Below are 21,251 nucleotides of genomic sequence, written 5' to 3' on the forward strand. Positions count from 1 at the left end.
GGGCGGGAATGACACTCTGGACACTCGGATTTCTGGCGGGCCTTCTGGTGGTTCTCATCGTCGCGACGCTTCTGATCGGCATCCTGATGCAGGCGCGCCGCATCCTTGGGCTGGCGAAAACCGCCTCCGCCGTGGTGGCCGAGATCGACACGAATACCCGCTCGGTCTGGTCTCTGACGGCGACGAACTCGGTGGCGAAGGGGCTGCTCGACGGCGCGCAGGCCATCGACGAGAACGCGGCGGCCATCGTCCAGGCAGTCAGCCATGACCAAAACGACAGCGCGGCTTGAGGGAGGAACAAGATGGGCCTGATCCACGGAACAAATCCAATCGCAAGCTGGTGGTTCGCAATCATCATTGTCGCCGTCGTTACCGTCGTGGTCGCGGTGCTGCTTATCCAGATCATCCGCACCGCCGCCGCCATTGATGAAGAGGTCGCTACCGTCTGGGCCAATGGTCAGCGCGTAGCGAACAACACGATCCACATCGCGGTGCTTTATAGAACGCATGAATACGTGCAGGGCATTCTGGGTCGCGCAGGCCGCATCCTTGGCAGTGCCGAGGCCATTCGCGACCATGCGCAGGATTGCCCAAGCTGCCCGAAATGCATTTGGCACAGGGGTTAGACCATGATCACCTTGCTGACATTCATCACCTGCCTCGCCACGCTGGTTTTCCTTGGCATCGTGGCGGCGGCACTGATTCGGATAAACGAGGCGCTCGAAAGTATCGGCGGAACTGGTGAGAGCTATCTGGCAAAGCTGCGCCTGGGTCTCAGGGCCATCGAGCGCGAGACATCGCACTTGCCCGCCGCCGCGCCCGCGCTGAATGCCGATCTTGGCGCAATTGCCGAAGGGCTGACAGCGGTGGACGCAACTTTGGGCGAGGTTCACTCCGCCCTTGTCGCACAGGAGAGCGGATCATGAGCACCCTTGCCCTGACCATCTGGATCGTCACCCTTGTCATTGTTGTCGTGGTGATCGTGCCCCTTGCCCTGGCGCTTCTTTCGCGCGCCCTCAGGAATGCCCGCGCCATCGAGGGCTATCTGGAGGACATGCTGGAAGCCGGGGTCAAGATCGTCGGCCACACCAAGGCCATTCCGGCACTTGACGACACTCTGGCGACCGCCGCTGCCATGGCACCGGTCGCCACAGCCATCGAGGAAAAAACCGGCATCGTGGCCGGAATGCTGGCCAAACGTGCCGAGGAGGACCCGTCATGATCGCAACCCTTGGCATCATCTCGCTGGTGGTCGTGCTGTTGATCGTTCTGGTCGTCGCCTACCATCTGATCGGCATATATGTTGCCTTGAAGCGCGGCGCCGATCATCTTGAGGCGCTGGCCGGTGGGCTGGTGGCCATCCGCGACAACACGGGGCCCCTGAACGGACGCGTAGACGAGATCAACGAAGGGCTGACCGCCCTTGTCGCACCGCTTCTGGCGGCCAATGGTAACCTGGCTGCGATTGTCAAAGTCGCCGGAACCCGGACATAAGAACGAAAACGGAAGGAAGACCCGTCCATGTGCTTTGAAAACCTGCCGATCGAGTTCGATGACCAGGGCAATGCCTTCCTGAAAGAAGGTGTGCGCAATCCGTATGAATACCAGACCCGAACGCTGGAAGAGCGCGAAACCAAGCTGAAGGAACTCGCGGTCAAGAACGGCCAATTGGCGGATGTGGATTTTGACCCGGTGACGCGTGTTGCGGGGGCCTTGGCCTTTCATTCAACCGTCGATCTGAAGGAAGGCAAGATCCTTGAGACCAACGCAATGGCGACGCTCTTTCGCGGCTACGAGGTGATCTTGCGCGGACGCGACCCCCGCGATGCCGCTTTCATATCGTCGCGCGCCTGCGGCGTCTGCGGCGGTGTTCACTCGACCGCCTCGGCGCTGTCCATCGAGATGGCGCTTGGCATCAAGCCCCCGCCTTTGGGCATCGTCGTGCGGAACCTGCTTCTCAGCTGCGAATATCTTTACGACAATCCTTTGCACCTCTTCGTGCTGTCTGGCCCTGATTTTTCGGAATCGCTCGTCAAGGCCACGAACCCCGAAGTCTGGGACAAGGCGCAAACGGCGGCTGCTCCGGGCAAGGACATGCACGGCTACGAAACGATTGCCGAGATCATGACCGATCTCAATCCGCTGACCGGCAAGCTGTACCTGGAAGCCTTGAACATGACCCGTGTCGCGCGCGAGGCCTACGTTCTTTTGGGCGGCAAGTACCCGCACCCCGAAACGATCATTCCAGGCGGTGTCACAACAACGATCACCACCACAACCTTCAACGAATTCTACCTGAAGATCTCGCAATTCTTCGACTATGCCAAGAAATGCGTCGCAATCTGGGATGATGTGTTCGACTTCTTCTATGACTGCGATCCGAAGTACAAAGAGGTCGGCCGGATCCCGGCAACCATGATCGATTTCGGACAGTGGGATCACGAAGATTACTACGATGCCTCTTACGAGAACTGCAACGCCTGGGGGGAAAAGCGCTGGTCGACGCCCGGTGTCGTGGTCAACGGCAAGCTGGTCACAACGCGGCTGACCGACATCAATGTCGGCCTCGAAGAGTTCGTCGAACATTCCTACTATGAGAAGTGGGAAGACTATCCGTTCAAGACCGATCCCTTGGGCAACCCTTTGTCCCCCAATCATCCATGGAACAAGACCACCATTCCACGCCCCGGCGCGCAGAACTGGAAGGAACGCTATAGCTGGTCGACCACCCCCACTTGGGACCGGATGACGTTCGAGGCGGGCGCCTATGCACGGGTCTATATTTCCGCCATGGCGCAGAAGATTCCCGAAAGCGAATACTTCGAATCGACCGGCCACAGCCTGAAACTGAACATTCCAAAGGGCGAGGCTTTGCCGGCGGCCAATCTGGAATGGCACGTGCCCGATGTCTGGAATGCCTTTGAACGCAACCGCGCGCGGGCCTATGCTGTGGCCTTCAACCTACTTGTGACGCTGGAAAACCTGGTCCGCGCCTTCGATCTGCAAAAGCAGGGCGAAACCAAGGTGGCAACCCCGTTCGAGATCCCGAAGAAAGGCCACGCCATCGGCGCGGGCTTCTGGGGCGCGGGTCGTGGTTTCCTTAGCCACCATTGCGAGATCAAGGACGGGCTGCTTGCGAACTACCAGATCGTGACGCCCTCGACCGTGAACGCCTGCCCCGCCACGCCCTGGGGCGAAGGCGGACCCTATGAGCGCGCGGTGATGAACACGCCGATCATTGAAACGGCCTTCAACGACGAAAAGGATTTCCAGGGCATCGACATCCTGCGGGCGCTGCGCTCGTTCGATCCATGCATGCCGTGTACGACCCATGTGATGGTTGAAGGCTCGGACCGCGTCGTGACTCGCGAAGTCACCACCTGCGCCTGCGGGATCGACTGAGGACGCATCATGGCTCAACCGCGCGTGACGATCGGGATTGTCGGCTATTCGGCGGTTGTCGACAGCTACCCGCTTGGCCCGAAGCTGATGCGCGACTTGGAAGCGGCCCTTCAGGACGCGCCTCACGTCTCGGTTGAGAATTTCACCTGGAGCCCCGTCCATGTGGTGCAAAGGTTCCAGGACGGCGAGCTTGAGCGACCCGACCGGATCGTTCTGGTCGGGTTGGCAGCAGAGAGCGCCGCGCCAGGGACTGTCGCTGCGTACCGCTGGCGCGGCGGACACCAACCCGAAGCCAAGGTGCAGGAAAGGGTCTATGAGGCGGTGACCGGCATCGTCGATTTGGAAAATACGCTGATGATCGGCAGCTATTTCGACGTCTGGCCTAGCGAGTGCTTCACGGTCGAAGCCGACCTTGCCCCTGACACCTTCGGTCGCCTTGTGATGGCCGAGAACGAGGGCCGCGCCAGTCCCGAGAAACTTGAAATCGAGCTTGGCTATGCGCCGGACAAGATACGCGAAAAGCTGGTCGCGCAGGTCACCACGCTTGCAATGAAGGGCGTGGATGCGCAGAATTCAACCGTGACCGACAAGACAGCGGACATGCTCTGCCCGGTGCGGTCATTTGCGGAAACCCACGTGGCGAACGCCGCGGGAGGCTGATTGATGAGCGATGCGAAAGACACGAACGCGCTGGACAGGATGATTGTCCGTGAAGACGTTCTGCAGATCTGCTATTGGTACCAGGGTGAAGGCTTTGGCGACCGGTTCAATCCGCAATCCGTGATGCCATTCCTGCAGAACGATTTTGACATCGTGACCGAAGTAATGGCCGAACTTGCCGAGGACGGGACCTTGACCCGCGAGGGCGACTTCTATCGCTTCAGCAGCGGCGGCAAGCGCAAGGCGGGCGTGATGTTCTACGAAAGCTTCACCGAGTTTCAGCAAAGCACCCATGGCGAATGCAATGCGGGCTGTTGCGATGGCGATGAGGTTTGCGATCACGAGCATCATCACCATTGAGCCAGGACCCGACCATAGCCGATGACCAGCCGCTAGTCGGCTATCGCAGCAATGAAGAATGGCAGGACCTCATGGCTCAGACGGCGGCCATGCTTGGCGCGCTGGACGAAATCGAGGACGCCGAAACCCGTGACAGGGTCTTCGCCGCCATGGCCGGGATCGACGCGGTTCACCGCGAAGCGCTGCACCGCCTGGTGCGGCTCTTCAAGGAAGGCGTACTGGAACAGGTGATTACCGATCCGGCGATCAACTCGCTGATGGGGATGTACGATCTTTTGCCGCCAGAGGTGCCTGGCTGTCAGAAGGTCTGGGATTTTGTCGGCGAGGATATCCCCAACCTCGCCACTCGCGATGCGGGCGTGAACGCGGCTATCCCCGCCGAACCGCCCCATTGGTCTCCGGCGCCGCCTGATGCCCTGGCCAATGAGGGCACGGCTTATCTTTGCACTCTGGAAGAAGGTAACGTCCTTCTGCTCCGTCTGGAGGGGGTGGATTACGCGCTGTCGGGCGATTGCCCGGACCACAGCGTTTCACTCGAAAACGGGCGGCTCGACGGCGTCATGTGGCATTGCCCGAACGGGCCTGGCTGCTCGTTCGACATCCGCAGCGGCAAGAAGTTGGGCGGCGGTTCCGCGCTTGAGTGCTTTCCTGTGAGGGTAGAGGAAGACGGCCGCCGGATGATCGGCTTTGGCGTGCCTTTTGAAGCCAAACTTCCGGCGTTCTGACTTGGGCGTGCTGGTTGCGGGCGTCGGGAACGAGTTGAAGGGCGACGATGCTTTCGGTGTTCGGGCCGCGCAGATGCTGGCCCAAGACCCGCGCAAGCCCCGCGATTGCGAAGTGCAGCAAACCGGGATCGGTGGCATCCATCTGGTGCAGGAACTGATGCGCGGTTATTCCGCGTTGATCCTGTTCGATGCTTTCGACCGAGGCGGCAAACCTGGCGATCTTTGGCTGCTCGAACCCGAATTGCCTCAGGCCGGCGACATGAGCGACCGCGAGCGCCGCGATTTTTTTGCGGATGTTCACTACGCTACCCCGGTGCGCGCCCTGACCCTGGCACAATCCGTGGGCGCGCTTCCGCCGCTGGTGCGGATCATCGGCTGCCAGCCCTTTGATCCCGACAGCTTCGACACTGCCATGCATCCATCCGTCGAAGCCGCCCTGCCGCGTGCCGTGGATATGGTGATCAAGGTGCTAGAGACATTCAACGGATTGGAGAGCCGGAAACCTTAGAAGTCTCCGGTCCGATTTCTTTGAAAGAAATCGGCATCTTAACTGAAAAGTGGCACCAATGCTGTCTCGGTCCTGCCGTGGTTTTCAACTTCCAGCGCTTTGACAGGGACCCCATAAAGAGCCTCAAGCCGTGCCTCGGTCAGCATCTCATGCGCCAGACCCCAATCTTGACGCTCGGGTCCGTGCATCAGCAAGACGGTGTCGGCCAAATGCTGTGCGTGCTGAGGCACATGGGTGGTCATTAAAACGGTCAAACCGTCTTCGGATACGATCCGCCCGAGTATCCCGAGAATAAGCGCTTGGTTCGAGAAATCGAGCGCCGAGGTCGGTTCATCGAGGATCAGGATTTCGCACTCCGAGGCCAAGGCCCGGGCGATCATCACAAGCTGTCGCTCGCCGCCCGATAGCTGGGTATAGATACGATCCGCGAAGCCGCCAATCCCAAGCCGGTCAAGCGTAAGGCGCGCGATCTGGTAGTCTTCAATCCCAGGCGTCCGGAACATCCCCACATGGGCCGCGCGTCCCATGACCACGATATCAAGGACCCGATAGGAAAAAGACATGTCGTTCTTCTGTGCGACATAGCCGATCCGTCCATGGGTCTCGACCCGGCCTTCCGCCAGCTTCAGCAATCCTACGATCGACTTCAAAAGCGTGGTCTTGCCTCGCCCGTTAGGGCCGAGGATGGCAGCGGTCTGACCGCGCTCCAGCGTGAAGTTCACCCCTCGGAACACCCAGTCCTCGCGGAAGCGGAAGGCGGCGTTTTCGACCCGGATCATTCCGACGACCACCCCTTGTTGGCCGCGCGCCGCAGCAAATAGGCGAAGACCGGCGCGCCCAGTAACGCAGTGATGATGCCTACCGGGATCTCGGCGGCTATCGAGGCACGCGCGACGTTGTCGACATGGATTAGATAGATCGCCCCGATCAGGGCCGCCGCAGGGATCAAAACCTTGTGGTCCGGCCCCGTCAACATCCGCGCAAAATGCGGGATCACCAACCCGACCCATCCGACAATACCCGCGGCCGCAACCACCGCGGCGCTGATCAGCGCGACGGCGATCAGCACGATCCAGCGCGTGCGCTCGACCTTCAGTCCAAGCGACTGCGCCTCTTCATCGCCAAGCGACAAGACGTTGATCTGAAAGCGCATCAGATACACCACAAGCGAGCCGAGCGCGACGGGCAGGCCAATCAGCAAAGCCTTGTCATAGCTAGCCGAAGCGAAGCTGCCCATTAGCCAAAAAACAATCGCGGGCAATTTGTCATCCGGATCAGCGACAAACTTGGTGATCGAAACAAGCGCCGAGAAGAACGCGCTGGTCACGATCCCCGCCAGTACCAGCATCAGGATCGAGGCGCGGCCCTGCTGGCGGCTGATCCCGTAAACCACCAGCATGGCCAGCATTCCGAACCCGAAGGCAAACCCGATCAACAGCACCTGGCTTTCCGAGACCAGAATGGCGAAGGCACCGCCAAACGCCGCGCCGGAAGAAACACCGATGATCTGGGGCCCGACCAGCGGGTTCCGAAACACCCCCTGCAGGGCGGCACCGGCCACGGCAAGCCCCGCGCCCGCAAGCCCCGCGATCAGGATGCGCGGCATCCGGATCAATTCAACCACCCGTTCCTCGACCGGTTGCCATGTCGGCTCCAGTGGCAGGACGTTGCCTAGAAGGATGCTTACCACATTGCTGACGGACACGCCAAAGCGACCGATCCCAAGCGAGAAAAGCACGCTTGCCGCAAGGAGGCTCAGAAGGGTAGTCCAAAGCCCCAGCCGCCGCTTCGCGGCCGGGGTCGAGGTTTCATCGACGAGGCTCACCGCCCCCGCCTAACCATCCGCAAAGATGTCGTAATTGGCTGCATCCGCGTTCATGTCAAAGCGCAGGATGTTGCGAACGTCATCCGCATCGACGCTTTGACCATAAATGAACTCGTAGTTGCGGTTGATCCGGTCGGCCATGTCCCAATTGAACTTGTCGGGATGCAGCACCATTGAAAGCCAAAGCCAGGTCAGCGGGCTTTCCTGGTTGGGCGGATCCCAGCGGTACCCGCCAAGCGGCATCTTGTAGACACGGCGGCTCTTGACGGCCGAGACATCAGCCAAAAGCGGATTGTCGTAGACGTCCTTCGGGCTCAGCTTGGCCTCGAAACCGTTCAAAAGGATAACTTCCGGATCCCATGAGATGATCTGCTCGATGCCAACCTCAACAAACATTCCAAGTTCTGAGGCCACGTTCTTGCCGCCCGCCAGATCAATGTAAAAGTTGTTGTAGGACTTGCCGCCCGCCACACGCAGGCTTGAAAGATAGTTCATAAAGTAAAGCGTACGGGGGCGGTCGCCCTCGGCGATACCGGCGGTTGCGGCCTGCAACTCCGCCATCACATCGTCACGCCAGTCGATCATTGCCTTGGCCTTCTCAGGCTTGCCGGTGACTTCGCCCATGATCGTCAGCCACTTGCGGGTAAAGGCCTCCTGTCCGATCTTGATCAGCGCGACGTTCAGCCCCGCGTTGACCAGGGGATCGATGATATCGTCGTTCAGGTGGCCCCACTGGAACACAAGGTCCGGCTCAAGCGCCAACAACTCTTCGACATTCGGCACAAAGCTGAACCCCTTGCCGGTGATGTTCGACGGAATGGCCAGCGCATCTGGATAGAAACGCTCAAGGATTCGCCCCTTGATGGCAGTCTTGGAAAGTTGATGCATGCCGACCAACCGATCCGTACCGCCGTCGACAGCGATGAACATCGACGCCGCCGGGATCGGAATAGTCACGACACGCTCGGCCTCGCCGTCGAGTGTGACTGTCCGCTCGCGCTGATCCTCAAAGCTGATCGGATCGGCGATTGCCCAACTGGCCGCAGATGCAAGCGCTGCGGCGAAAGCAAGTGATTTCACTGAATTCCCTCCCCTTTATTGAAAAGTATGAGACAACAAGCGCTTGGGCGCGTCAACAGATACCAGAACGATGCTCAAGGCTCTTCGATCTCGGCCAATCGGAATGCTTCCATCTCTTCACATCGGCGCGACAGTTCTAAAAGCGCCGGTCGTTCACCGTCCGGCAGAGTACCCGGAAAGATGTGGTTGACGAACCGGAATCCAATCGCTGCGGTGATGTCGGTTTGCTGCAAGGCGTCACGGTTAAAAAAGCGCCTTCCGTGAAGCCTTTCCTCCAGAACGTCGAAACCCTGGCGGCATTGCCGTAGCAACCTTTCGATCCGCGTTGCGTCCGGATCCGCGCGGCGGCGTTCGGCGTTGGCGGTCATCGCGCGGTCAATGGCGCCCGTGGCAATCGCGAGCAACTGCAGCGCTTCGCGCCTCGACCTTCCCGAGTGCGGCACCAACGCTCGATCCTGCCCCGCCAGTTCGTCCAGATAATCGAGGATCGCCACGCTATCGATCAGCACCTCGCCCGAAACTAGGCTGAGGGCGGGAACTCGTCCCACGGGGTTAACGGCCTCCCGTTTCGCCTCGTCGTCTATGGCGGAAATCACCGAACGCTCGAACGGCATGCCAAGGACATGCATCGTGACACCGACACGACGGACATAGGGCGACAGGAACTTGCCAAAAAGAACGGGAAGCGATCCCGTCATTGAACGACCGGCCTTATATCAATGACGTTGACTGCCTCCTTCGCCGCCAGGCCGCGCAACTTGTCCGAGAACGCAAATTGCAGTGATCGAAAATCTGCAGCCTCATCTTCGGTCGCCTCCCCTCGCGCCATCTTTCGCCTTTTTGGAATGAATTCCTCAGGCAACATTCCCGGCTTCAGACCAAGTTCAATAATCTGCTGACCATCGGACAACCGAAAGAAATATGCTCCTTTCGCCGCTTCGGCGACCAGATCACTAGGTGCGACATCCGTCAAAACTTCATAGGTACCGCGCGTCACCGCCCTTGTGACCATTTCAAATCCGTCACGGGTCCCAGGCCCCGGAAAGGCACTTGCGACATCCAACGATTCCCGTGTCGGCGGGTCACCCTGCCAGATCGCCTCCCATGCCGCTTCCATCACCTTATAGGCGACCGTTAGTCCGCAAATGCTGCGGGTACCGTGAAAGCGGAGCAGATCGTCAAACCTGAACTCCAGAACCGTCTCACCATCGGTCACTTTTATCACAACGATCTCCGCAATTGATCTAGAGCCTTCACGCAGCGAGCTTAGTGGAAGGATATTGCTATGCAAAGACGCGTGCGCCGAGTTCTCAGCAACCGTGAGATGTCAACGCAGGTAGGCTATTGTTGGAACGAGTAGTGTCGTGGCCGTTATTGCATCACGCAGCCTACTGCTCATGGGTTCGAGGACGACTTGCATCGATGCAGCAAAATCCTCAAAATTGCACCGGTTTGAATGTCCGCTTCGCCACTTGCAGCCAGACATGTCACGTCGGCGGCGAACGACCACTTCCCGGCCTTGGTGCTTTTCGTTTCGGTTGCGTAGCGCACAAAGCGGACCTTTGGTCACAGAAAACAATCGGCAGCTTTGTCCCGCGACTTGATCCTTGCGCTCGTCGTTACCGCTGCAGCGCGCATCAATGACCGCTTTTCCTGCGGCAAAGCGGCATGGGGATCTACGCTGTCGCAGCAATTTTCGCGCTGCGTGCGCGCGCAGCGTAATTTGAAGACTTCCGGTATGGGCTCAGAGTCAGATTTCGCCGCGCTTCCAATGAACGGCGGCTTCGAGCTTCACGTATGATTGTGCCCCCTCCGGCATTCGATCCCCAAGTTGCGCGACTTGATGTGATCACAATGGCCTTGCCGTTTACGACGCCACGCGGAATGATGAAGTAATGGCTAACGATAAGGTCGGAGAAAGCGCGATGGACGAAAGGGGAAAGGGTGGTCAGCACCTCGATCTCGAAGGGCAATGCGCGACTGACCTGACGGGGCACCGTTTCCCAATTGCGGTGCGCTTTGCAGACGTGCCCGACGACCTTGGAAAGCTATTGGATATGGGTTTTGAGGAGCGTTTCCGTGGCCGCTGAAGCGAATTCGTATGACGCTTGGTTTAGCATGAAGGTACAGGCCGCTCTGGAGGATGCACGCTCGGGAACATCTCAGGTTCAGGTGATGCGGGCCGCACAGGCATTGATTGATGCGAAGCGGCAGGTCGAACCCAAGTCCTGACCAAGTCTTGGAGGTCAGCGCGGTCTGACCTCATCACCCTGAAAAGCGAAAGTGGGCTTTTGTCCTTTGGAACTCAGACCCTGATCCAAAGGAAAATCCCCATGTCCAAACCCAGAACGGCCAACCCGGCTCTCTCAATCTCCAACGCTGATCTCGCCTCTGCGCTGGCGCAAATCGGCATGGAGATCGACTACCAACCCCTGCGCAGTTCAGCGCTCGCGCGCATCATGCGCGAGACCTTTCATGGCAGCGATGCCGGCGGTGCCTGGGACTGGCGGATGGCCTACGACCTGATGCAGGCCGCGGCAGTCCAGATGCTGCAGCGTGGGAACATCGCAGCAGGTGACCTCGCTACCGCAAAGGTCCTTGCCTCTCGGCTCCTGACGGAAACCCGCCGCTCAGAGCAGCAAATCCGGCTGCAGCAGTTTTCCACGCCGCTGGCATTCGCGGCCCTGACGGTGCGGGCTGCAGCGATCCGCAAGGGCGAGACCGTGCTGGAGCCTTCGGCGGGCACCGGCGCTCTCGTTGCGTTTGCGGCACGGGCTGGTGCCACACTTCTGCTCAACGAGATCGATCCCTTTCGCCAGAGCCTATTGCGCGCGGTCTTTGGCTGCGATGTGACGGGCCATGACGGTGAGCATATCGACGATCTGCTGCAGTCGCCGGTTCTGCCCGACGTCGTGGTGATGAATCCGCCCTTCGCTTCCTCGGTAGATCGGTCCCGAGACAAGCACATCGCCGCAAAGCATCTCATCGCGGCTGCAAAGCGCTTGGCACCCGGCGGGCGGCTTGTGGCGATCATGCCGCCGGGATTCACGTCTGAGCGCGATGCCGCGCATTGGTCCCGCGCCTGCGGCCTGCTGACGCCGAGCCTGGCGCTCACGATGCCGGGGCAGGTTTACCGCAAGCTCGGCACCTCTGTCGAAACCCAGCTGGTGGTCTTCGACAAGGTGCAGGAGGATGGTACGTTCATCCGGGCCAGTGTGCAGGATCTGGATGAGGCCTTGGCATATGTCGACGCCGTGGCCGCAACCCGGCCCGAGATGCGCCCCGTACAACAAGCAGTGGCGATCCCTCACGGGCGACCGACCGTTCCATCCTCTGCCCCGCGTAAGACCGCCGCTGCGCCTGTCGCTGCCTCCAGGCCCCGGGTGAATGCCGCGATCCCGCTCAGTTTCACAAGCTTCGATGTCCCGCGCGATAACACCCCCATCTCGGACATCTATGCGCGCTATCGCCCGCAGCGGATCGAGATCGCGGGTGCGCAGGAACATCCCACGCCGCTGGTCGAAAGCATCGCCATGGCTTCCGTGGCACCGCCGGTGCCCTCAGGTGACGGTCGGGCGGAACTGCGTCTGCCCGGCAAGCTGATCGAGGAGGGACATCTCTCCGAAGCGCAGCTAGAGACCATCATCATGGCGAATGATGCCCATGGGCGCGATCTGCCCGGGCGGTTCACCATCGATGACGACCAGACCAAGCTGACGCGCGCCGAAGATGACCCCGATGCACGGGCCTATCGCCTCGGGTATTTCCTTGGCGACGGCACCGGCTGCGGCAAGGGGCGCGAATGCGCAGGGCTCATCCTCGTCAACTGGCTGGCCGGCCGCAGGAAGGCGATCTGGGTCTCCAAATCCGCCACGCTCATCGAGGACGCGATCCGCGACTGGACCGATCTCGGCGGCTCGCCCGCCGACATCCAGCCGCTCTCCAAATGGAAACCGGACCAGCCCATCCCGATGGGCGATGGTATCCTGTTTGTCACCTACGCCACACTGCGCTCGGCGGGCAAATGCGGCACCACGCGGCTGAGCCAGATCTTTGAGTGGATGGGTGAAGACTTCGACGGCGTGCTGGCTTTCGATGAGGCCCATGCCATGCAGAACGCCGCAGGGTCCGAGCAGGGCAGGGGGGTCAAACCCTCCCAGCAGGGCCTTGCAGGCCTGCGTCTGCAACTGGCAGCACCCCGCGCACGCGTCTTCTACATCTCGGCCACCGGCGCCACGAGCGTGCACAACCTCGCCTATGCCGCGCGGCTGGGGCTCTGGGGGCAGGGACCCGAATACCCCTTTCCGAGCCGCGAGAGCTTTGTCTCGGCGATGGAGGCGGGTGGTGTCGCCGCCATGGAGGTGGTGGCGCGCGATCTCAAGACGTTAGGGCTCTATACGGCCCGTGCCCTCAGCTTCGACGGCGTGGAGTATGACGTGCTCGAGCACGCGCTGACCCCGGCGCAGATCGAGATCTACGATGCTTATGCGACTGCGTTTCGGACGATCCACCACAATCTCGAAGCTGCACTGACCGCGACCGGTGTCAACGACGCCTCGGGGGAGACAAATGCCTCGGCCGCACGCGCTTCGGCCAAGTCCCGCTTTGAAAGCACGAAACAGCGCTTCTTCAACCATCTCCTGATGGGCATGAAGGCACCGACCATCATCCGCGCCATCGAGGACGATCTGGCAACGGGCCACGCGTGCGTCATCCAGGTCGTCTCGACAGGCGAAAGCCTGTTGAAGCGCCGGCTCGAGGCAATGGACCCGGAAGACGAGCTGGTCGAGGGCGCGCTGACGCCGCGCGACTATGTGCTGGGCTACCTCGAGCAGGCTTTCCCGATCCATGCGCAAAAGCTCGTGGAGATCGACGGCAATATGGTGGCGGAACCTTTGCGGGATGAGACCGGGGCGCTGGTCGTCTCGCGCGAGGCGCTCGCCCTGCGCGATGCGGCGATGATGGAGTTGATGACGCTGGCCCCGATCGCTTCGGCGCTGGATCAGATCCTCTGGGCCTTTGGTGACGAGGCCGTCGCTGAAGTCACGGGTCGGTCCATCCGGCCCCTCAAGGCCGCGGATGGCCATCTCTTCATCGAAAAGCGCGCCGCCAGCAGTAATTCTTCCGAGACCCAGGCCTTCATGGACGGAGAGAAGGATATCCTGATCTTTTCTGACGCGGGCGGCACGGGCCGATCCTACCATGCGGCGCAGACGGCGAAGAACCAGAAACGGCGGCGGCACTACCTGCTGGAGCCCGGCTGGCGCGCCGATGCGGCCATCCAGGGGCTCGGCCGCACGCATCGCTCTGCCCAGGTCAGCGCGCCCTTCTTCCGGGTCTGCACCTCGGATGTGCATGGTGAGAAACGCTTCACCTCGACGATTGCCAAGCGCCTCGACCAGCTGGGGGCCTTGACCAAGGGCCAGCGCGAGACCGGCTCGCAAGGAATGTTCCGCGAGGAGGACAGTCTTGAAAGCCCGATCGCGCGGGCGGCATTGCGTGGCTACTATGCCGATCTTGCCGCCGGGCGCACCGAGGCGATGAGCTACGAGAGCTTCACCGACTGGACAGCCCTGCGACTGATCGACAAGGACGGTGTGCTTCTCGAGGAGCTTCCCCCGATCCAGCGGTTTCTGAATCGGGTGCTTGCCCTTCCCATCCACATGCAGAACGCGCTCTTTGCCGAGTTCATGCGCCGGATCGCTGATCAGACCGAACGGGCGCGCGCGGCAGGCACGCTCGATCTCGGCGTGGAAACCCTGCGTGGCGAAAAGATCGAACAGGTCTCCACAGAGGATCTCTGGACCTGCCCGAAATCCGGCGCAGTGACGCGGATCATCGGGCTCGAGGTGACGGACCCGGTCAATGTCCTCGGCGCCGAAGAGGCCATGTCGCGCAATCCCGACAAGCTGCCGATGGTCAATCGCGCCTCCGGCCGCGCGGCGCTCATCTCGGCGCGGCCCATGCAGATGTATGACGAGGATATCGTCACCCTCATGCGCAAGGTAGTGCGGCCCAACGGGTCGAGCTACCTCGAGGAGACGCGCTTCGAGTCGTCGGCCTGGGAAGAGATCGGCAAGCCTGAGTTTGCGCTGCTTTGGGATGCCGAGGCTGCGTCCCTGCCAAAAACCACCACGACCAAGCTCTACCTGTTGACTGGGCTGCTGCTGCCGATCTGGAAGGACATCCCGACCTCCAATGAGCGCATCTATAGGGTCACGCCCGACGGGGCGACCGCGATGATCGGGCGTACGCTGAGCGAGGAAGGGGCGGCCGCGCTGCGCGCCCGCTTCCTCGTCTCCAATCCGCAAACGCCGCAAGAGATGTTGACTGCTGTCCTCGGCACCACTGCGCCTGTCGATCTGGGCCGGGGGATGACCCTGACCCGTCGCCGTGTCGCAGGCGAGATGCGCCTCGAGCTTGGCGGCGCGGACAAGGGCATGATCGACGGCCTCAAGGCTCTCGGCTGCTTTACCGAGATCATCGCCTTCCAGCTGCGGGTGTTCCTGCCGCATGGGAACGGTGTCGACACACTGGACATACTCTCCCGGATTGTTGGAACCGGACCAGACGCCGCGCAGGACGTGGCTTCAGTGGCAGCGGAATAGGTGCGGGGGGAATCTCATGACACTCGAAGAGATCAAAGCCGCCATCGATGCAGGTCAGACCGTACATTGGGCCAACACCGGTTACCGCGTGCACAAGGACAGCCTCGGCCAATACCTGATCACCTATCTGCCGAACGGGAGCTGCATCGGTCTGACTGATCGGGGCGGGCACCGCTTGAACGGAAAAGAGGCGGAGTTCTTCATCGCGCGATCGAAGGACAGCGCGGAAAATCCTGGCAGCCAATCTAGACCAGACGGGCAGGGGAGGGGCATAGCACCAGGAGGCGCGGGGGCATGCCCACTCGGACGGCAGCTCTGACCCGTGGGCGGGGCTGAAAGGAAAGCAAGCTTTCTGATTTGTGATCCCTCAAGGGGTCGAGAAAGCAATCCCGGATGCGCTGGCAAGGACGTCAGACACCGGCCAATCCAAAAGGAACTATCCCATGTTCGCAGGAACCCTCACCCGCAATGTCGAGACCGCAGCCGCTCAGTACTCCGGCATGATCCACTCGACGCGCTTTGACATCGCCATCCAGTTGGAGGCGCGGGCCAAGATGTCCGAACGCAGCCCGGATTTTGACGTGACGGCAGTCAACAAATCGGGCCGCAAGGTGCGCATCGGCACGGCCTGGAACGAAACCGGCAATACCAGCGGCAACCCCTACATCTCGATGCAGATCGATGTCGGTCTCGGCCCGTTCCGGGTCAACGCGGTGCAGACGAAAGAGGCGCGCAAGTCCCGGAGCGGCGAATTCGAGATCATCCCTCTTGTCTCGAACAGCCTGATGAAATCCGGCTCGATCTCGGGCGAGCTCACCGCCATGGACGCCGACAACGCCTTCACAGGCTACATCGCCAACATGATGTTCGATCTGGAGTTCATGCTGATCGATAACAGCTACAAGACCGAGGAGACCCATCCCGATTACCGCATCGAGGTCAGCTCGCCCCGTGGCACGCCGATCCGCGTCGGCTCGGCCTGGATGGCGAAAAGCAGCCGCACGGGCAATGAGTACCTGTCACTGCTGATCAACACGCCCGATGGCGACCTGCGCGTCAACGCCGTGCAGAGCGAAGAGCAGCGCGGCGGGCAGACTTTCTCGATCATCCCGTTCATCGACAATGGCGATCAGGCGCAGGACACGGGCGCGGGGCTGTCGCTGGTCGCGTGATCAGCGTTTGAGACTGAACGAGCTGAACCGAAAGGGGAGCCGTGGTGACACGGTTCCCCTTTTTCTGTGCTGACAGGGTGTAGATACGCACTTGAGTTTGTTGAGTGCCGAACCGACCTACTGTGGTTCTCAGGATTATGCGCCGCCGTTGCCTCACGTCTAAAACGACCATCCGCCACAGTCACTCGGTTCCAACTCGGTTCACATCATACAATGAGATTAACAGCGGATTTTAGCGTTGTCGTTGAAGGCTGCGCCTCAACGCACGGTTGCCCTCGTTTGGGTCATCCTCTCCAGGGTGCTTCCCTCCGCCCTTCCATTCGTCCGATGCAAGCCATTCCTCGAAATAGATCAGCCAGAGGTGGGTCCAGGGGATAATGGTGAGGTCCAGACGCTTGCTGGCGTCCCATTGTCCGGTTCCGGGCAGATAGAGACAGAGCCGATCCGGGTCATGGTAGATATGCGGCAGGTCGCGTTGACCGGCGAGCAACCTCAAGTCAGGATCTACAACCCGAACGTCCGGCGTTCCGTCCCTCTCCAGGACAAGGGTGACCTGATACGTCCGGGAAAGCGGCGTAGGTTGTGCGTGAAAATGCCATTCCAACCGGCGCGGACCGACCACCCCCTCGCCGGCTACTGTCTTGGACTTCTGCAGGAACAGGTACTGCTGGGGCAGTGTCAGCCGGTTTCTTGTGGTCGATCCCGCCATCGCGCTTAGTCCCCGAAAAACTCGTTCTTGGGAACGGGCGTCGAAGCGGCCGATTTTTGGGTGGTCAGGCCAACACCCGCACCAAGCACGAGTGCCCCCGTCTTTCGCCCCTCGTTCAGCGCATCCATCCGCCGGTTCATGGTCCGGGCAACAAGTTTGTCACCCAGGCTGTCCTTCATGGAGCCTACAATCGCGTCGAGGCCAACGAGGTCACGCAGGGATTCGAAATCCGCAAGCGCCTTGCTATGCCACTTGTAGAAGGCTTCGACCCGCGCGGGTTCTTCATTCCAACGCTCGGCAAAATTTTCACCTTCGGTGGTCTCGTTCCAGACCGCGTAGATCTGACGGCCATTGACTAGGGGCCGCTCGATGAAGACCGGCATCAGGCGGATCGTGTCGATCAACACCTGGAGTTCGTCTGCGAAAACGTGGCGCCTGACGCACATCTCATAGGATCGCATGGCCAAGGTCGTGATGATGATCGAGATCGGTGCGATCTCCTCGTGAACATGCAGGAATTCCAGATCCCGGTGACGCTTTAGGAGTTGCACGGTCCGCCGCAGAATGCCCTTGACGGACTGACGTACCGGGAAAGGCTCGGTCGTCGCCGCATCGCGCTGCGCCGCGATGATCGACTGCGTCATCTGCGGGACTAGGGCCGCCCTTTCGTCGAAGAGGGTCCGATAGGCCCGAGGATTCGTCGCGTGCCAATCCCGCAGCTTGCGATCGGGCACCAGCTCACCGCCGTTCATGCAGTTCGGGTTGGCAATGGTCGGGGAGATGTCGAGGTGAAAATCGCCGGCGTAGTTCAGGCGCCAGCAGCGCTTCTTTTCTTCCAGGATAGAGGCATAGTAGGCGTGCTCGCGCAGGCGCTTGCCGACCGCGGCCTTCAGGCGTGCCGGTGCGATTTCCGGGCCGAGGCCGAGGATGAAGCTGATCAGGTCGACATCGAACTCGTCGCGCCCGATCGGTTTGATCGAGGTGCCGAGTGCGCCGGAGCCGTGCAGGTAGACATGGAGGGAAGCAAGCATCGGGTCGCTCGATCCGGCCAACCAGTCTGCGACGGCTTCGTAACTGGTACGGGCCTTCTCGAACTGGGTCTGGGTCCATTCCAGCTCCTGGCAGATTTCTTCGAGGATCGTGAAGACCTGCGCCCGCCGCTGAATGGCGGTATCGGTGAGGGGGTGCGAGAAGATCTGGTTCATGCCGCATTCCGTTCGAGTTGATGCACGGGCACGAACGGCTCGGCAGGTTGCTGGAAGAAGATGGGGGTCAGAGTGGGGCTCGCGTGCCGGGCGCTCGAGGCGCCAAGCCCCTTGAGCCTCTGGATCTTGGTGGTGTCGTCGAGGGAAAAGAAACCGTCCGGCACGCTCGGCGAGTACCGGTGAACAGCCGTTCGGTCATGCGGATCACCTGTCAGATGACGGGCAATGCCGAGCGCACCGCGAGACTGACCGTCCATGAGAAGGCTGAGGGCCTTCAACCCGAGACCGGCCTTGCCGGGGGATTCCGGCAGCATGTAGACCTCGTCGACGCAGCCCAGGCTCAGGATGTGCAATTCCTGCGAAGACCAGCCGAGCATCGAAATCGCTTCGACGGTCGCGACGCCTACCGGATTGTTGCACCAAGTGCCGCCATCTAGAAGCCCGACATCATCCACTGTCTTGTGACGCGCGAAATAGGTTGGAGCGGCCGACGTCGCCATCGCGGCGTCAAGGGCCGGCTTCCGGTAATCCTTAGTGAGCCGCGGATGATGCGACGTCTTGTAGATGTAGACGCTGCGCTGGTCGGCATCCCAGGCCGGGATCAGCAACCGGGTCTCAGCTTCGCCGATGAGCTTGTCGCCAAGGACGGCATGGAGTTCGTCCCGAAGCGTCGATGCATCGTGCTTCGGCTTGACCAGGTGACGCAAGGCGGCACGCGCGTCCCGAGCCTTTCGCCCGAACCAGCTGTTGTCCCCCGCTTGCCCGAAAATCGTCGGCCCGCGATTTTCGTAGAGTTCGAGGAGGGTTTTGGCCTGGATGCCGAGGGCAAGGCCGATCGCGAGAATACCCCCGGTTGACGTTCCCGCAATCAGGTCGAAGTAGCGGCCAATCGGCTCATCAAGGTCTTCTTCCAAACCCGCTAGGAAAGCCGCGGGTTGGGTGCCTTTGATGCCGCCACCATCGATGCTTAGGATGCGTCTCATGATGCACCTAGCTTTTCTAAGACTGGATCAACCAGCCCATTATCAGGCAGTCCTACGATGCTCTGAAACCTTGGTGTCAGCTCGCCCGTAAACGGTATGTTCATGGCTGCTTCCTCGCTTCGTTGCCTGTCTAACGCCTCTTGGGGCGATTGGGCGGTTTACAAATTTGCCTTCCTTTTGGCCTCGTGTTACAAATTAGGGACAAAAAGCCGCGCTTTCAAGCATTGCAGTTTACAAAATATCAATCATATGGGTGAAATGTAAACCACCCACTGGGAGGACGTTATGATTGGCAAGAGACTCAAAGGAGCCCGGGCGGCATCTGGCCTTTCGCTCCGTGCGCTTTCCGATGCCATGGAGAACAAGGTGTCCGCTCAAGCCATAGGCAAGTACGAGCGCAATGAAGACATGCCCGGATCGGGCGTGCTGCTGAGTCTTGCCCGAGCACTCGAGGTCTCTGTTGATTTCCTGCTGAGCGATGACGAGCTTGAGTTGGAGGGCGTTGAGTTTCGCAAGTCAGCCAGTTCGTCAGCCAAGGAGATCGCGACGATCGAAGCCAAGACGCTCAATATGGTTGAAAAGTACCTGGCTGTCGAAAGCTTGCTGAACCTTTCGAGTCAGGAATGGGATGCCCCGCACGAAGCGCCCTACTGGGTGACCGATGTTCGTGATGCCGAGGACGCGGCTCGCAACATGCGTGCTTCTTGGCAGCTTGGTCATGACCCGATTCCAATGCTTTCCGAACTCCTCGAGGAGCACGGCATAAAGGTGTTGTCTCTGGACGTTGATCGGATTGATGGCCTTGCGGCCAAAGTCCGTCGAAAAGAGCATCACTCCGCACGTGTTATCATGATCAAGAAGAAGACCTGGTCTGAGCGGAAGCGCTTCAGTCTGGCTCACGAACTGGGCCACATGGTTCTTAGGGTCGCCGAAGGGTGCGATTCAGAACGCGCCGCAAATCGATTTGCTGGCGCATTCCTCGTTCCGGCAGAAGTGCTTCGGCAGGAGATTGGTGCCCGCAGAACTGACATAAGCATTGGTGAGCTCATTAGTCTGAAGGATCGTTTTGGCGTTAGCATTCAGGCGCTGACGTATCGATGCAAGGATTTGGAGATCATCAACCAGGCAACATTTGCGCGCCTCTTTAAGGTCTATAAGCAACGAGGTTGGCGGGATGAGCCGTTCGAGGAGCCGAATTCCATTCCTTGGGAACGAGAAGAACCGGACCGTTTTCAAAGGTTGTGTTTTCGTGCCCTCTCCGAGGGGTTGATTGGGTTGTCTCGCGCAGCTGAGCTTCTCGAAATACGAGTAAAAGAACTGGAAGAACGTTTGGACCACATGGCATAGTCGCTGTGTGCAAGTTCTTGTTTCTGATACTTCTGTCCTGATCGACATCGAGAGAGCCTCGCTGACCGCAAGGCTCTTTGACCTCCCCTATGATTTCGTTGTTCCAGATATTCTTTATGAAGCGGAACTCCTTGATTGGATGGGCCCTGATCTGATCGATCTGGGACTGAGAGTGGAGGAGCTTACGCCAGAAGAAACCACACGCGCGACTGAGCTGAAGCGGGCGAAAGCTATGCTATCGACGCCAGATGTCTTTGCATTTTGCCTCGCGGCTGAGAGGGGCTGGGTTCTCCTTACCGGAGATGGAGCGCTCAGGGTTGAGGCAGAGCGCCAAGAAATCGCGATGCACGGCGTCCTGTGGGTCTTCGATGAGATGGAACGTCACGAGGTTTGTTCGACCGTCCTCCTCAAGTCGGGCCTCGAGGCGGTTCGTGATCACCCGAGATGCAGACTTCCCATCAGGGAAATCAATAGGCGCCTTGCGAGATACTAGCTTGTTTATTCGGCTTGCTGGAAGGAAATTGTTGCGAAGCTCTTCTTCGCTTTAGCCTGTCGGCCTCCCCTGCTCGGCTTCGCGTGTCGCAGGGGAGAACGGCCCTTCGGTACGTCGCGCATTCGGCCATGCGGCCTCACCGCGGTGTGAACCGCCCCGGGTTTACCGGAGAGT

At 60.2% G+C, this 21,251-nt stretch carries 26 protein-coding genes; 18 read left to right on the top strand and 8 right to left on the bottom strand.

The genetic code is table 11. From position 1 onward, the window contains the following. The first annotated feature begins 8 nt into the window (after positions 1 to 8). The 10 genes from ATO11_RS18560 to ATO11_RS18605 are packed head-to-tail and all read left to right on the top strand — an operon-like array spanning position 9 to position 5,655. On the top strand, positions 9 to 290 hold the full coding sequence (locus ATO11_RS18560) for a hypothetical protein (protein WP_050532422.1): 282 nt from the start codon (positions 9 to 11) through the stop codon (positions 288 to 290). A 12-nt stretch (positions 291 to 302) separates the two neighbouring features. Beyond that, positions 303 to 626, top strand: coding sequence for a hypothetical protein (locus ATO11_RS18565; RefSeq protein WP_050532423.1), 324 nt, complete (start codon positions 303 to 305; stop codon positions 624 to 626). 3 nt (positions 627 to 629) lie between these two features. Beyond that, the gene (locus ATO11_RS18570; RefSeq protein ID WP_050532424.1) at positions 630 to 926 is read left to right on the top strand and encodes a hypothetical protein; all 297 of its coding nucleotides are present in this window, start codon (positions 630 to 632) and stop codon (positions 924 to 926) included. After that, the gene (locus ATO11_RS18575) at positions 923 to 1,222 is read left to right on the top strand and encodes a hypothetical protein (RefSeq protein WP_050532425.1); all 300 of its coding nucleotides are present in this window, start codon (positions 923 to 925) and stop codon (positions 1,220 to 1,222) included. Before ATO11_RS18570 ends, ATO11_RS18575 begins: the two co-directional genes overlap by 4 nt. Continuing rightward, a complete protein-coding gene (locus tag ATO11_RS18580) occupies positions 1,219 to 1,494 on the top strand; it encodes a hypothetical protein (RefSeq protein WP_050532426.1) in 276 nt (91 codons plus the stop codon). The genes ATO11_RS18575 and ATO11_RS18580 overlap by 4 nt, the downstream gene beginning before the upstream one ends. A gap of 27 nt (positions 1,495 to 1,521) precedes the next feature. Then, positions 1,522 to 3,402 carry a nickel-dependent hydrogenase large subunit gene (locus ATO11_RS18585; RefSeq protein ID WP_050532427.1) on the top strand — a complete coding sequence of 627 codons (1,881 nt, stop codon included), beginning with the start codon at positions 1,522 to 1,524 and terminating at the stop codon, positions 3,400 to 3,402. A 9-nt stretch (positions 3,403 to 3,411) separates the two neighbouring features. Next, positions 3,412 to 4,062, top strand: a complete 651-nt coding sequence (locus tag ATO11_RS18590; protein ID WP_134643163.1) for a hypothetical protein — start codon at positions 3,412 to 3,414, stop codon at positions 4,060 to 4,062. Between the two features lie 3 nt (positions 4,063 to 4,065). Next, positions 4,066 to 4,422: a hypothetical protein gene (locus ATO11_RS18595; RefSeq protein ID WP_134643164.1), complete on the top strand. Its 357-nt coding sequence runs from the start codon at positions 4,066 to 4,068 to the stop codon at positions 4,420 to 4,422. Continuing rightward, entirely contained in the window at positions 4,419 to 5,147 is a 729-nt protein-coding gene (locus tag ATO11_RS18600) for a Rieske (2Fe-2S) protein (protein WP_134643165.1), read from the top strand. Before ATO11_RS18595 ends, ATO11_RS18600 begins: the two co-directional genes overlap by 4 nt. Before the next feature lie 7 nt (positions 5,148 to 5,154). Beyond that, complete coding sequence (locus tag ATO11_RS18605; protein WP_242601464.1) at positions 5,155 to 5,655, top strand: hydrogenase maturation protease; 501 nt, start codon at positions 5,155 to 5,157, stop codon at positions 5,653 to 5,655. 38 nt (positions 5,656 to 5,693) lie between these two features. On the opposite strand, the gene ATO11_RS18610 is transcribed toward ATO11_RS18605, so the two are convergent. The 5 genes from ATO11_RS18610 to ATO11_RS18630 all read right to left on the bottom strand — a co-directional run bounded on the left by ATO11_RS18610 (position 5,694) and on the right by ATO11_RS18630 (position 9,785). Further along, complete coding sequence (locus ATO11_RS18610; RefSeq protein WP_050532432.1) at positions 5,694 to 6,434, bottom strand: ABC transporter ATP-binding protein; 741 nt, start codon at positions 6,432 to 6,434, stop codon at positions 5,694 to 5,696. Then, positions 6,431 to 7,480 carry a FecCD family ABC transporter permease gene (locus tag ATO11_RS18615; RefSeq protein WP_082176445.1) on the bottom strand — a complete coding sequence of 350 codons (1,050 nt, stop codon included), beginning with the start codon at positions 7,478 to 7,480 and terminating at the stop codon, positions 6,431 to 6,433. The genes ATO11_RS18610 and ATO11_RS18615 overlap by 4 nt, the downstream gene beginning before the upstream one ends. Positions 7,481 to 7,489: 9 nt before the next feature. Beyond that, entirely contained in the window at positions 7,490 to 8,560 is a 1,071-nt protein-coding gene (locus ATO11_RS18620) for an ABC transporter substrate-binding protein (RefSeq protein ID WP_050532433.1), read from the bottom strand. Positions 8,561 to 8,634: 74 nt separating this feature from the next. Beyond that, entirely contained in the window at positions 8,635 to 9,258 is a 624-nt protein-coding gene (locus tag ATO11_RS18625; protein ID WP_050532434.1) for a glutathione S-transferase family protein, read from the bottom strand. Further along, positions 9,255 to 9,785 carry a hypothetical protein gene (locus ATO11_RS18630; RefSeq protein ID WP_134643166.1) on the bottom strand — a complete coding sequence of 177 codons (531 nt, stop codon included), beginning with the start codon at positions 9,783 to 9,785 and terminating at the stop codon, positions 9,255 to 9,257. The genes ATO11_RS18625 and ATO11_RS18630 overlap by 4 nt, the downstream gene beginning before the upstream one ends. Positions 9,786 to 10,160: 375 nt before the next feature. Here ATO11_RS18630 and ATO11_RS21890 point away from each other — a divergent pair, with 375 nt between their 5' ends. The 6 genes from ATO11_RS21890 to ATO11_RS18650 all read left to right on the top strand — a co-directional run bounded on the left by ATO11_RS21890 (position 10,161) and on the right by ATO11_RS18650 (position 16,340). Next, complete coding sequence (locus ATO11_RS21890) at positions 10,161 to 10,361, top strand: hypothetical protein (RefSeq protein WP_134643167.1); 201 nt, start codon at positions 10,161 to 10,163, stop codon at positions 10,359 to 10,361. A gap of 94 nt (positions 10,362 to 10,455) precedes the next feature. Continuing rightward, a complete protein-coding gene (locus ATO11_RS18635) occupies positions 10,456 to 10,650 on the top strand; it encodes a hypothetical protein (RefSeq protein WP_050532436.1) in 195 nt (64 codons plus the stop codon). After that, entirely contained in the window at positions 10,640 to 10,792 is a 153-nt protein-coding gene (locus ATO11_RS21335; RefSeq protein ID WP_082176446.1) for an antitoxin PaaA2 family protein, read from the top strand. The genes ATO11_RS18635 and ATO11_RS21335 overlap by 11 nt, the downstream gene beginning before the upstream one ends. A 101-nt stretch (positions 10,793 to 10,893) precedes the next feature. Continuing rightward, on the top strand, positions 10,894 to 15,168 hold the full coding sequence (locus ATO11_RS18640; RefSeq protein WP_050532437.1) for a strawberry notch-like NTP hydrolase domain-containing protein: 4,275 nt from the start codon (positions 10,894 to 10,896) through the stop codon (positions 15,166 to 15,168). Between the two features lie 16 nt (positions 15,169 to 15,184). Next, the gene (locus tag ATO11_RS18645) at positions 15,185 to 15,487 is read left to right on the top strand and encodes a hypothetical protein (protein WP_050532438.1); all 303 of its coding nucleotides are present in this window, start codon (positions 15,185 to 15,187) and stop codon (positions 15,485 to 15,487) included. Between the two features lie 124 nt (positions 15,488 to 15,611). Next, entirely contained in the window at positions 15,612 to 16,340 is a 729-nt protein-coding gene (locus tag ATO11_RS18650; RefSeq protein ID WP_050532439.1) for a DUF736 family protein, read from the top strand. A 232-nt stretch (positions 16,341 to 16,572) separates the two neighbouring features. On the opposite strand, the gene ATO11_RS18655 is transcribed toward ATO11_RS18650, so the two are convergent. Genes ATO11_RS18655 through ATO11_RS18665 form a run of 3 tightly spaced genes read right to left on the bottom strand, consistent with a single transcriptional unit; the run spans position 16,573 to position 19,237 of the window. Continuing rightward, positions 16,573 to 17,049 carry a type II CBASS E2 protein gene (locus ATO11_RS18655; RefSeq protein WP_050532440.1) on the bottom strand — a complete coding sequence of 159 codons (477 nt, stop codon included), beginning with the start codon at positions 17,047 to 17,049 and terminating at the stop codon, positions 16,573 to 16,575. A 5-nt stretch (positions 17,050 to 17,054) separates the two neighbouring features. Next, entirely contained in the window at positions 17,055 to 18,254 is a 1,200-nt protein-coding gene (locus ATO11_RS18660; RefSeq protein ID WP_050532441.1) for a nucleotidyltransferase domain-containing protein, read from the bottom strand. Further along, positions 18,251 to 19,237 carry a CBASS cGAMP-activated phospholipase gene (locus ATO11_RS18665; RefSeq protein ID WP_050532442.1) on the bottom strand — a complete coding sequence of 329 codons (987 nt, stop codon included), beginning with the start codon at positions 19,235 to 19,237 and terminating at the stop codon, positions 18,251 to 18,253. Before ATO11_RS18665 ends, ATO11_RS18660 begins: the two co-directional genes overlap by 4 nt. A gap of 285 nt (positions 19,238 to 19,522) precedes the next feature. On the opposite strand from ATO11_RS18665, the gene ATO11_RS18670 reads away from it, so the two are divergent. After that, positions 19,523 to 20,584 (top strand): helix-turn-helix domain-containing protein, encoded by a 1,062-nt coding sequence (locus ATO11_RS18670; protein ID WP_050532443.1) that lies wholly within the window; start codon positions 19,523 to 19,525, stop codon positions 20,582 to 20,584. Positions 20,585 to 20,591: 7 nt separating this feature from the next. Continuing rightward, complete coding sequence (locus ATO11_RS18675) at positions 20,592 to 21,077, top strand: PIN domain-containing protein (RefSeq protein WP_050532444.1); 486 nt, start codon at positions 20,592 to 20,594, stop codon at positions 21,075 to 21,077. Positions 21,078 to 21,251 lie beyond the last annotated feature (174 nt).

The organism is Pseudaestuariivita atlantica (assembly GCF_001205715.1).
Taxonomy (GTDB): Bacteria; Pseudomonadota; Alphaproteobacteria; order Rhodobacterales; family Rhodobacteraceae; genus Pseudaestuariivita; species Pseudaestuariivita atlantica.

What these genes read in the sequence shown, in the direction of transcription:
- ATO11_RS18610 (WP_050532432.1), bottom strand. Translation starts at nt 6,434, where the DNA reads ATGATCCGGGTCGAAAACGCCGCCTTCCGCTTCCGCGAGGACTGGGTG.
- ATO11_RS18660 (WP_050532441.1), bottom strand. Translation starts at nt 18,254, where the DNA reads ATGAACCAGATCTTCTCGCACCCCCTCACCGATACCGCCATTCAGCGG.
- ATO11_RS18580 (WP_050532426.1), top strand. Translation starts at nt 1,219, where the DNA reads ATGATCGCAACCCTTGGCATCATCTCGCTGGTGGTCGTGCTGTTGATC.
- ATO11_RS18625 (WP_050532434.1), bottom strand. Translation starts at nt 9,258, where the DNA reads ATGACGGGATCGCTTCCCGTTCTTTTTGGCAAGTTCCTGTCGCCCTAT.
- ATO11_RS18570 (WP_050532424.1), top strand. Translation starts at nt 630, where the DNA reads ATGATCACCTTGCTGACATTCATCACCTGCCTCGCCACGCTGGTTTTC.
- ATO11_RS18645 (WP_050532438.1), top strand. Translation starts at nt 15,185, where the DNA reads ATGACACTCGAAGAGATCAAAGCCGCCATCGATGCAGGTCAGACCGTA.
- ATO11_RS18650 (WP_050532439.1), top strand. Translation starts at nt 15,612, where the DNA reads ATGTTCGCAGGAACCCTCACCCGCAATGTCGAGACCGCAGCCGCTCAG.
- ATO11_RS18595 (WP_134643164.1), top strand. Translation starts at nt 4,066, where the DNA reads ATGAGCGATGCGAAAGACACGAACGCGCTGGACAGGATGATTGTCCGT.
- ATO11_RS18640 (WP_050532437.1), top strand. Translation starts at nt 10,894, where the DNA reads ATGTCCAAACCCAGAACGGCCAACCCGGCTCTCTCAATCTCCAACGCT.
- ATO11_RS18635 (WP_050532436.1), top strand. Translation starts at nt 10,456, where the DNA reads ATGGCTAACGATAAGGTCGGAGAAAGCGCGATGGACGAAAGGGGAAAG.
- ATO11_RS18665 (WP_050532442.1), bottom strand. Translation starts at nt 19,237, where the DNA reads ATGAGACGCATCCTAAGCATCGATGGTGGCGGCATCAAAGGCACCCAA.
- ATO11_RS18560 (WP_050532422.1), top strand. Translation starts at nt 9, where the DNA reads ATGACACTCTGGACACTCGGATTTCTGGCGGGCCTTCTGGTGGTTCTC.
- ATO11_RS18565 (WP_050532423.1), top strand. Translation starts at nt 303, where the DNA reads ATGGGCCTGATCCACGGAACAAATCCAATCGCAAGCTGGTGGTTCGCA.
- ATO11_RS18575 (WP_050532425.1), top strand. Translation starts at nt 923, where the DNA reads ATGAGCACCCTTGCCCTGACCATCTGGATCGTCACCCTTGTCATTGTT.
- ATO11_RS18655 (WP_050532440.1), bottom strand. Translation starts at nt 17,049, where the DNA reads ATGGCGGGATCGACCACAAGAAACCGGCTGACACTGCCCCAGCAGTAC.
- ATO11_RS18585 (WP_050532427.1), top strand. Translation starts at nt 1,522, where the DNA reads ATGTGCTTTGAAAACCTGCCGATCGAGTTCGATGACCAGGGCAATGCC.
- ATO11_RS18590 (WP_134643163.1), top strand. Translation starts at nt 3,412, where the DNA reads ATGGCTCAACCGCGCGTGACGATCGGGATTGTCGGCTATTCGGCGGTT.
- ATO11_RS18670 (WP_050532443.1), top strand. Translation starts at nt 19,523, where the DNA reads ATGATTGGCAAGAGACTCAAAGGAGCCCGGGCGGCATCTGGCCTTTCG.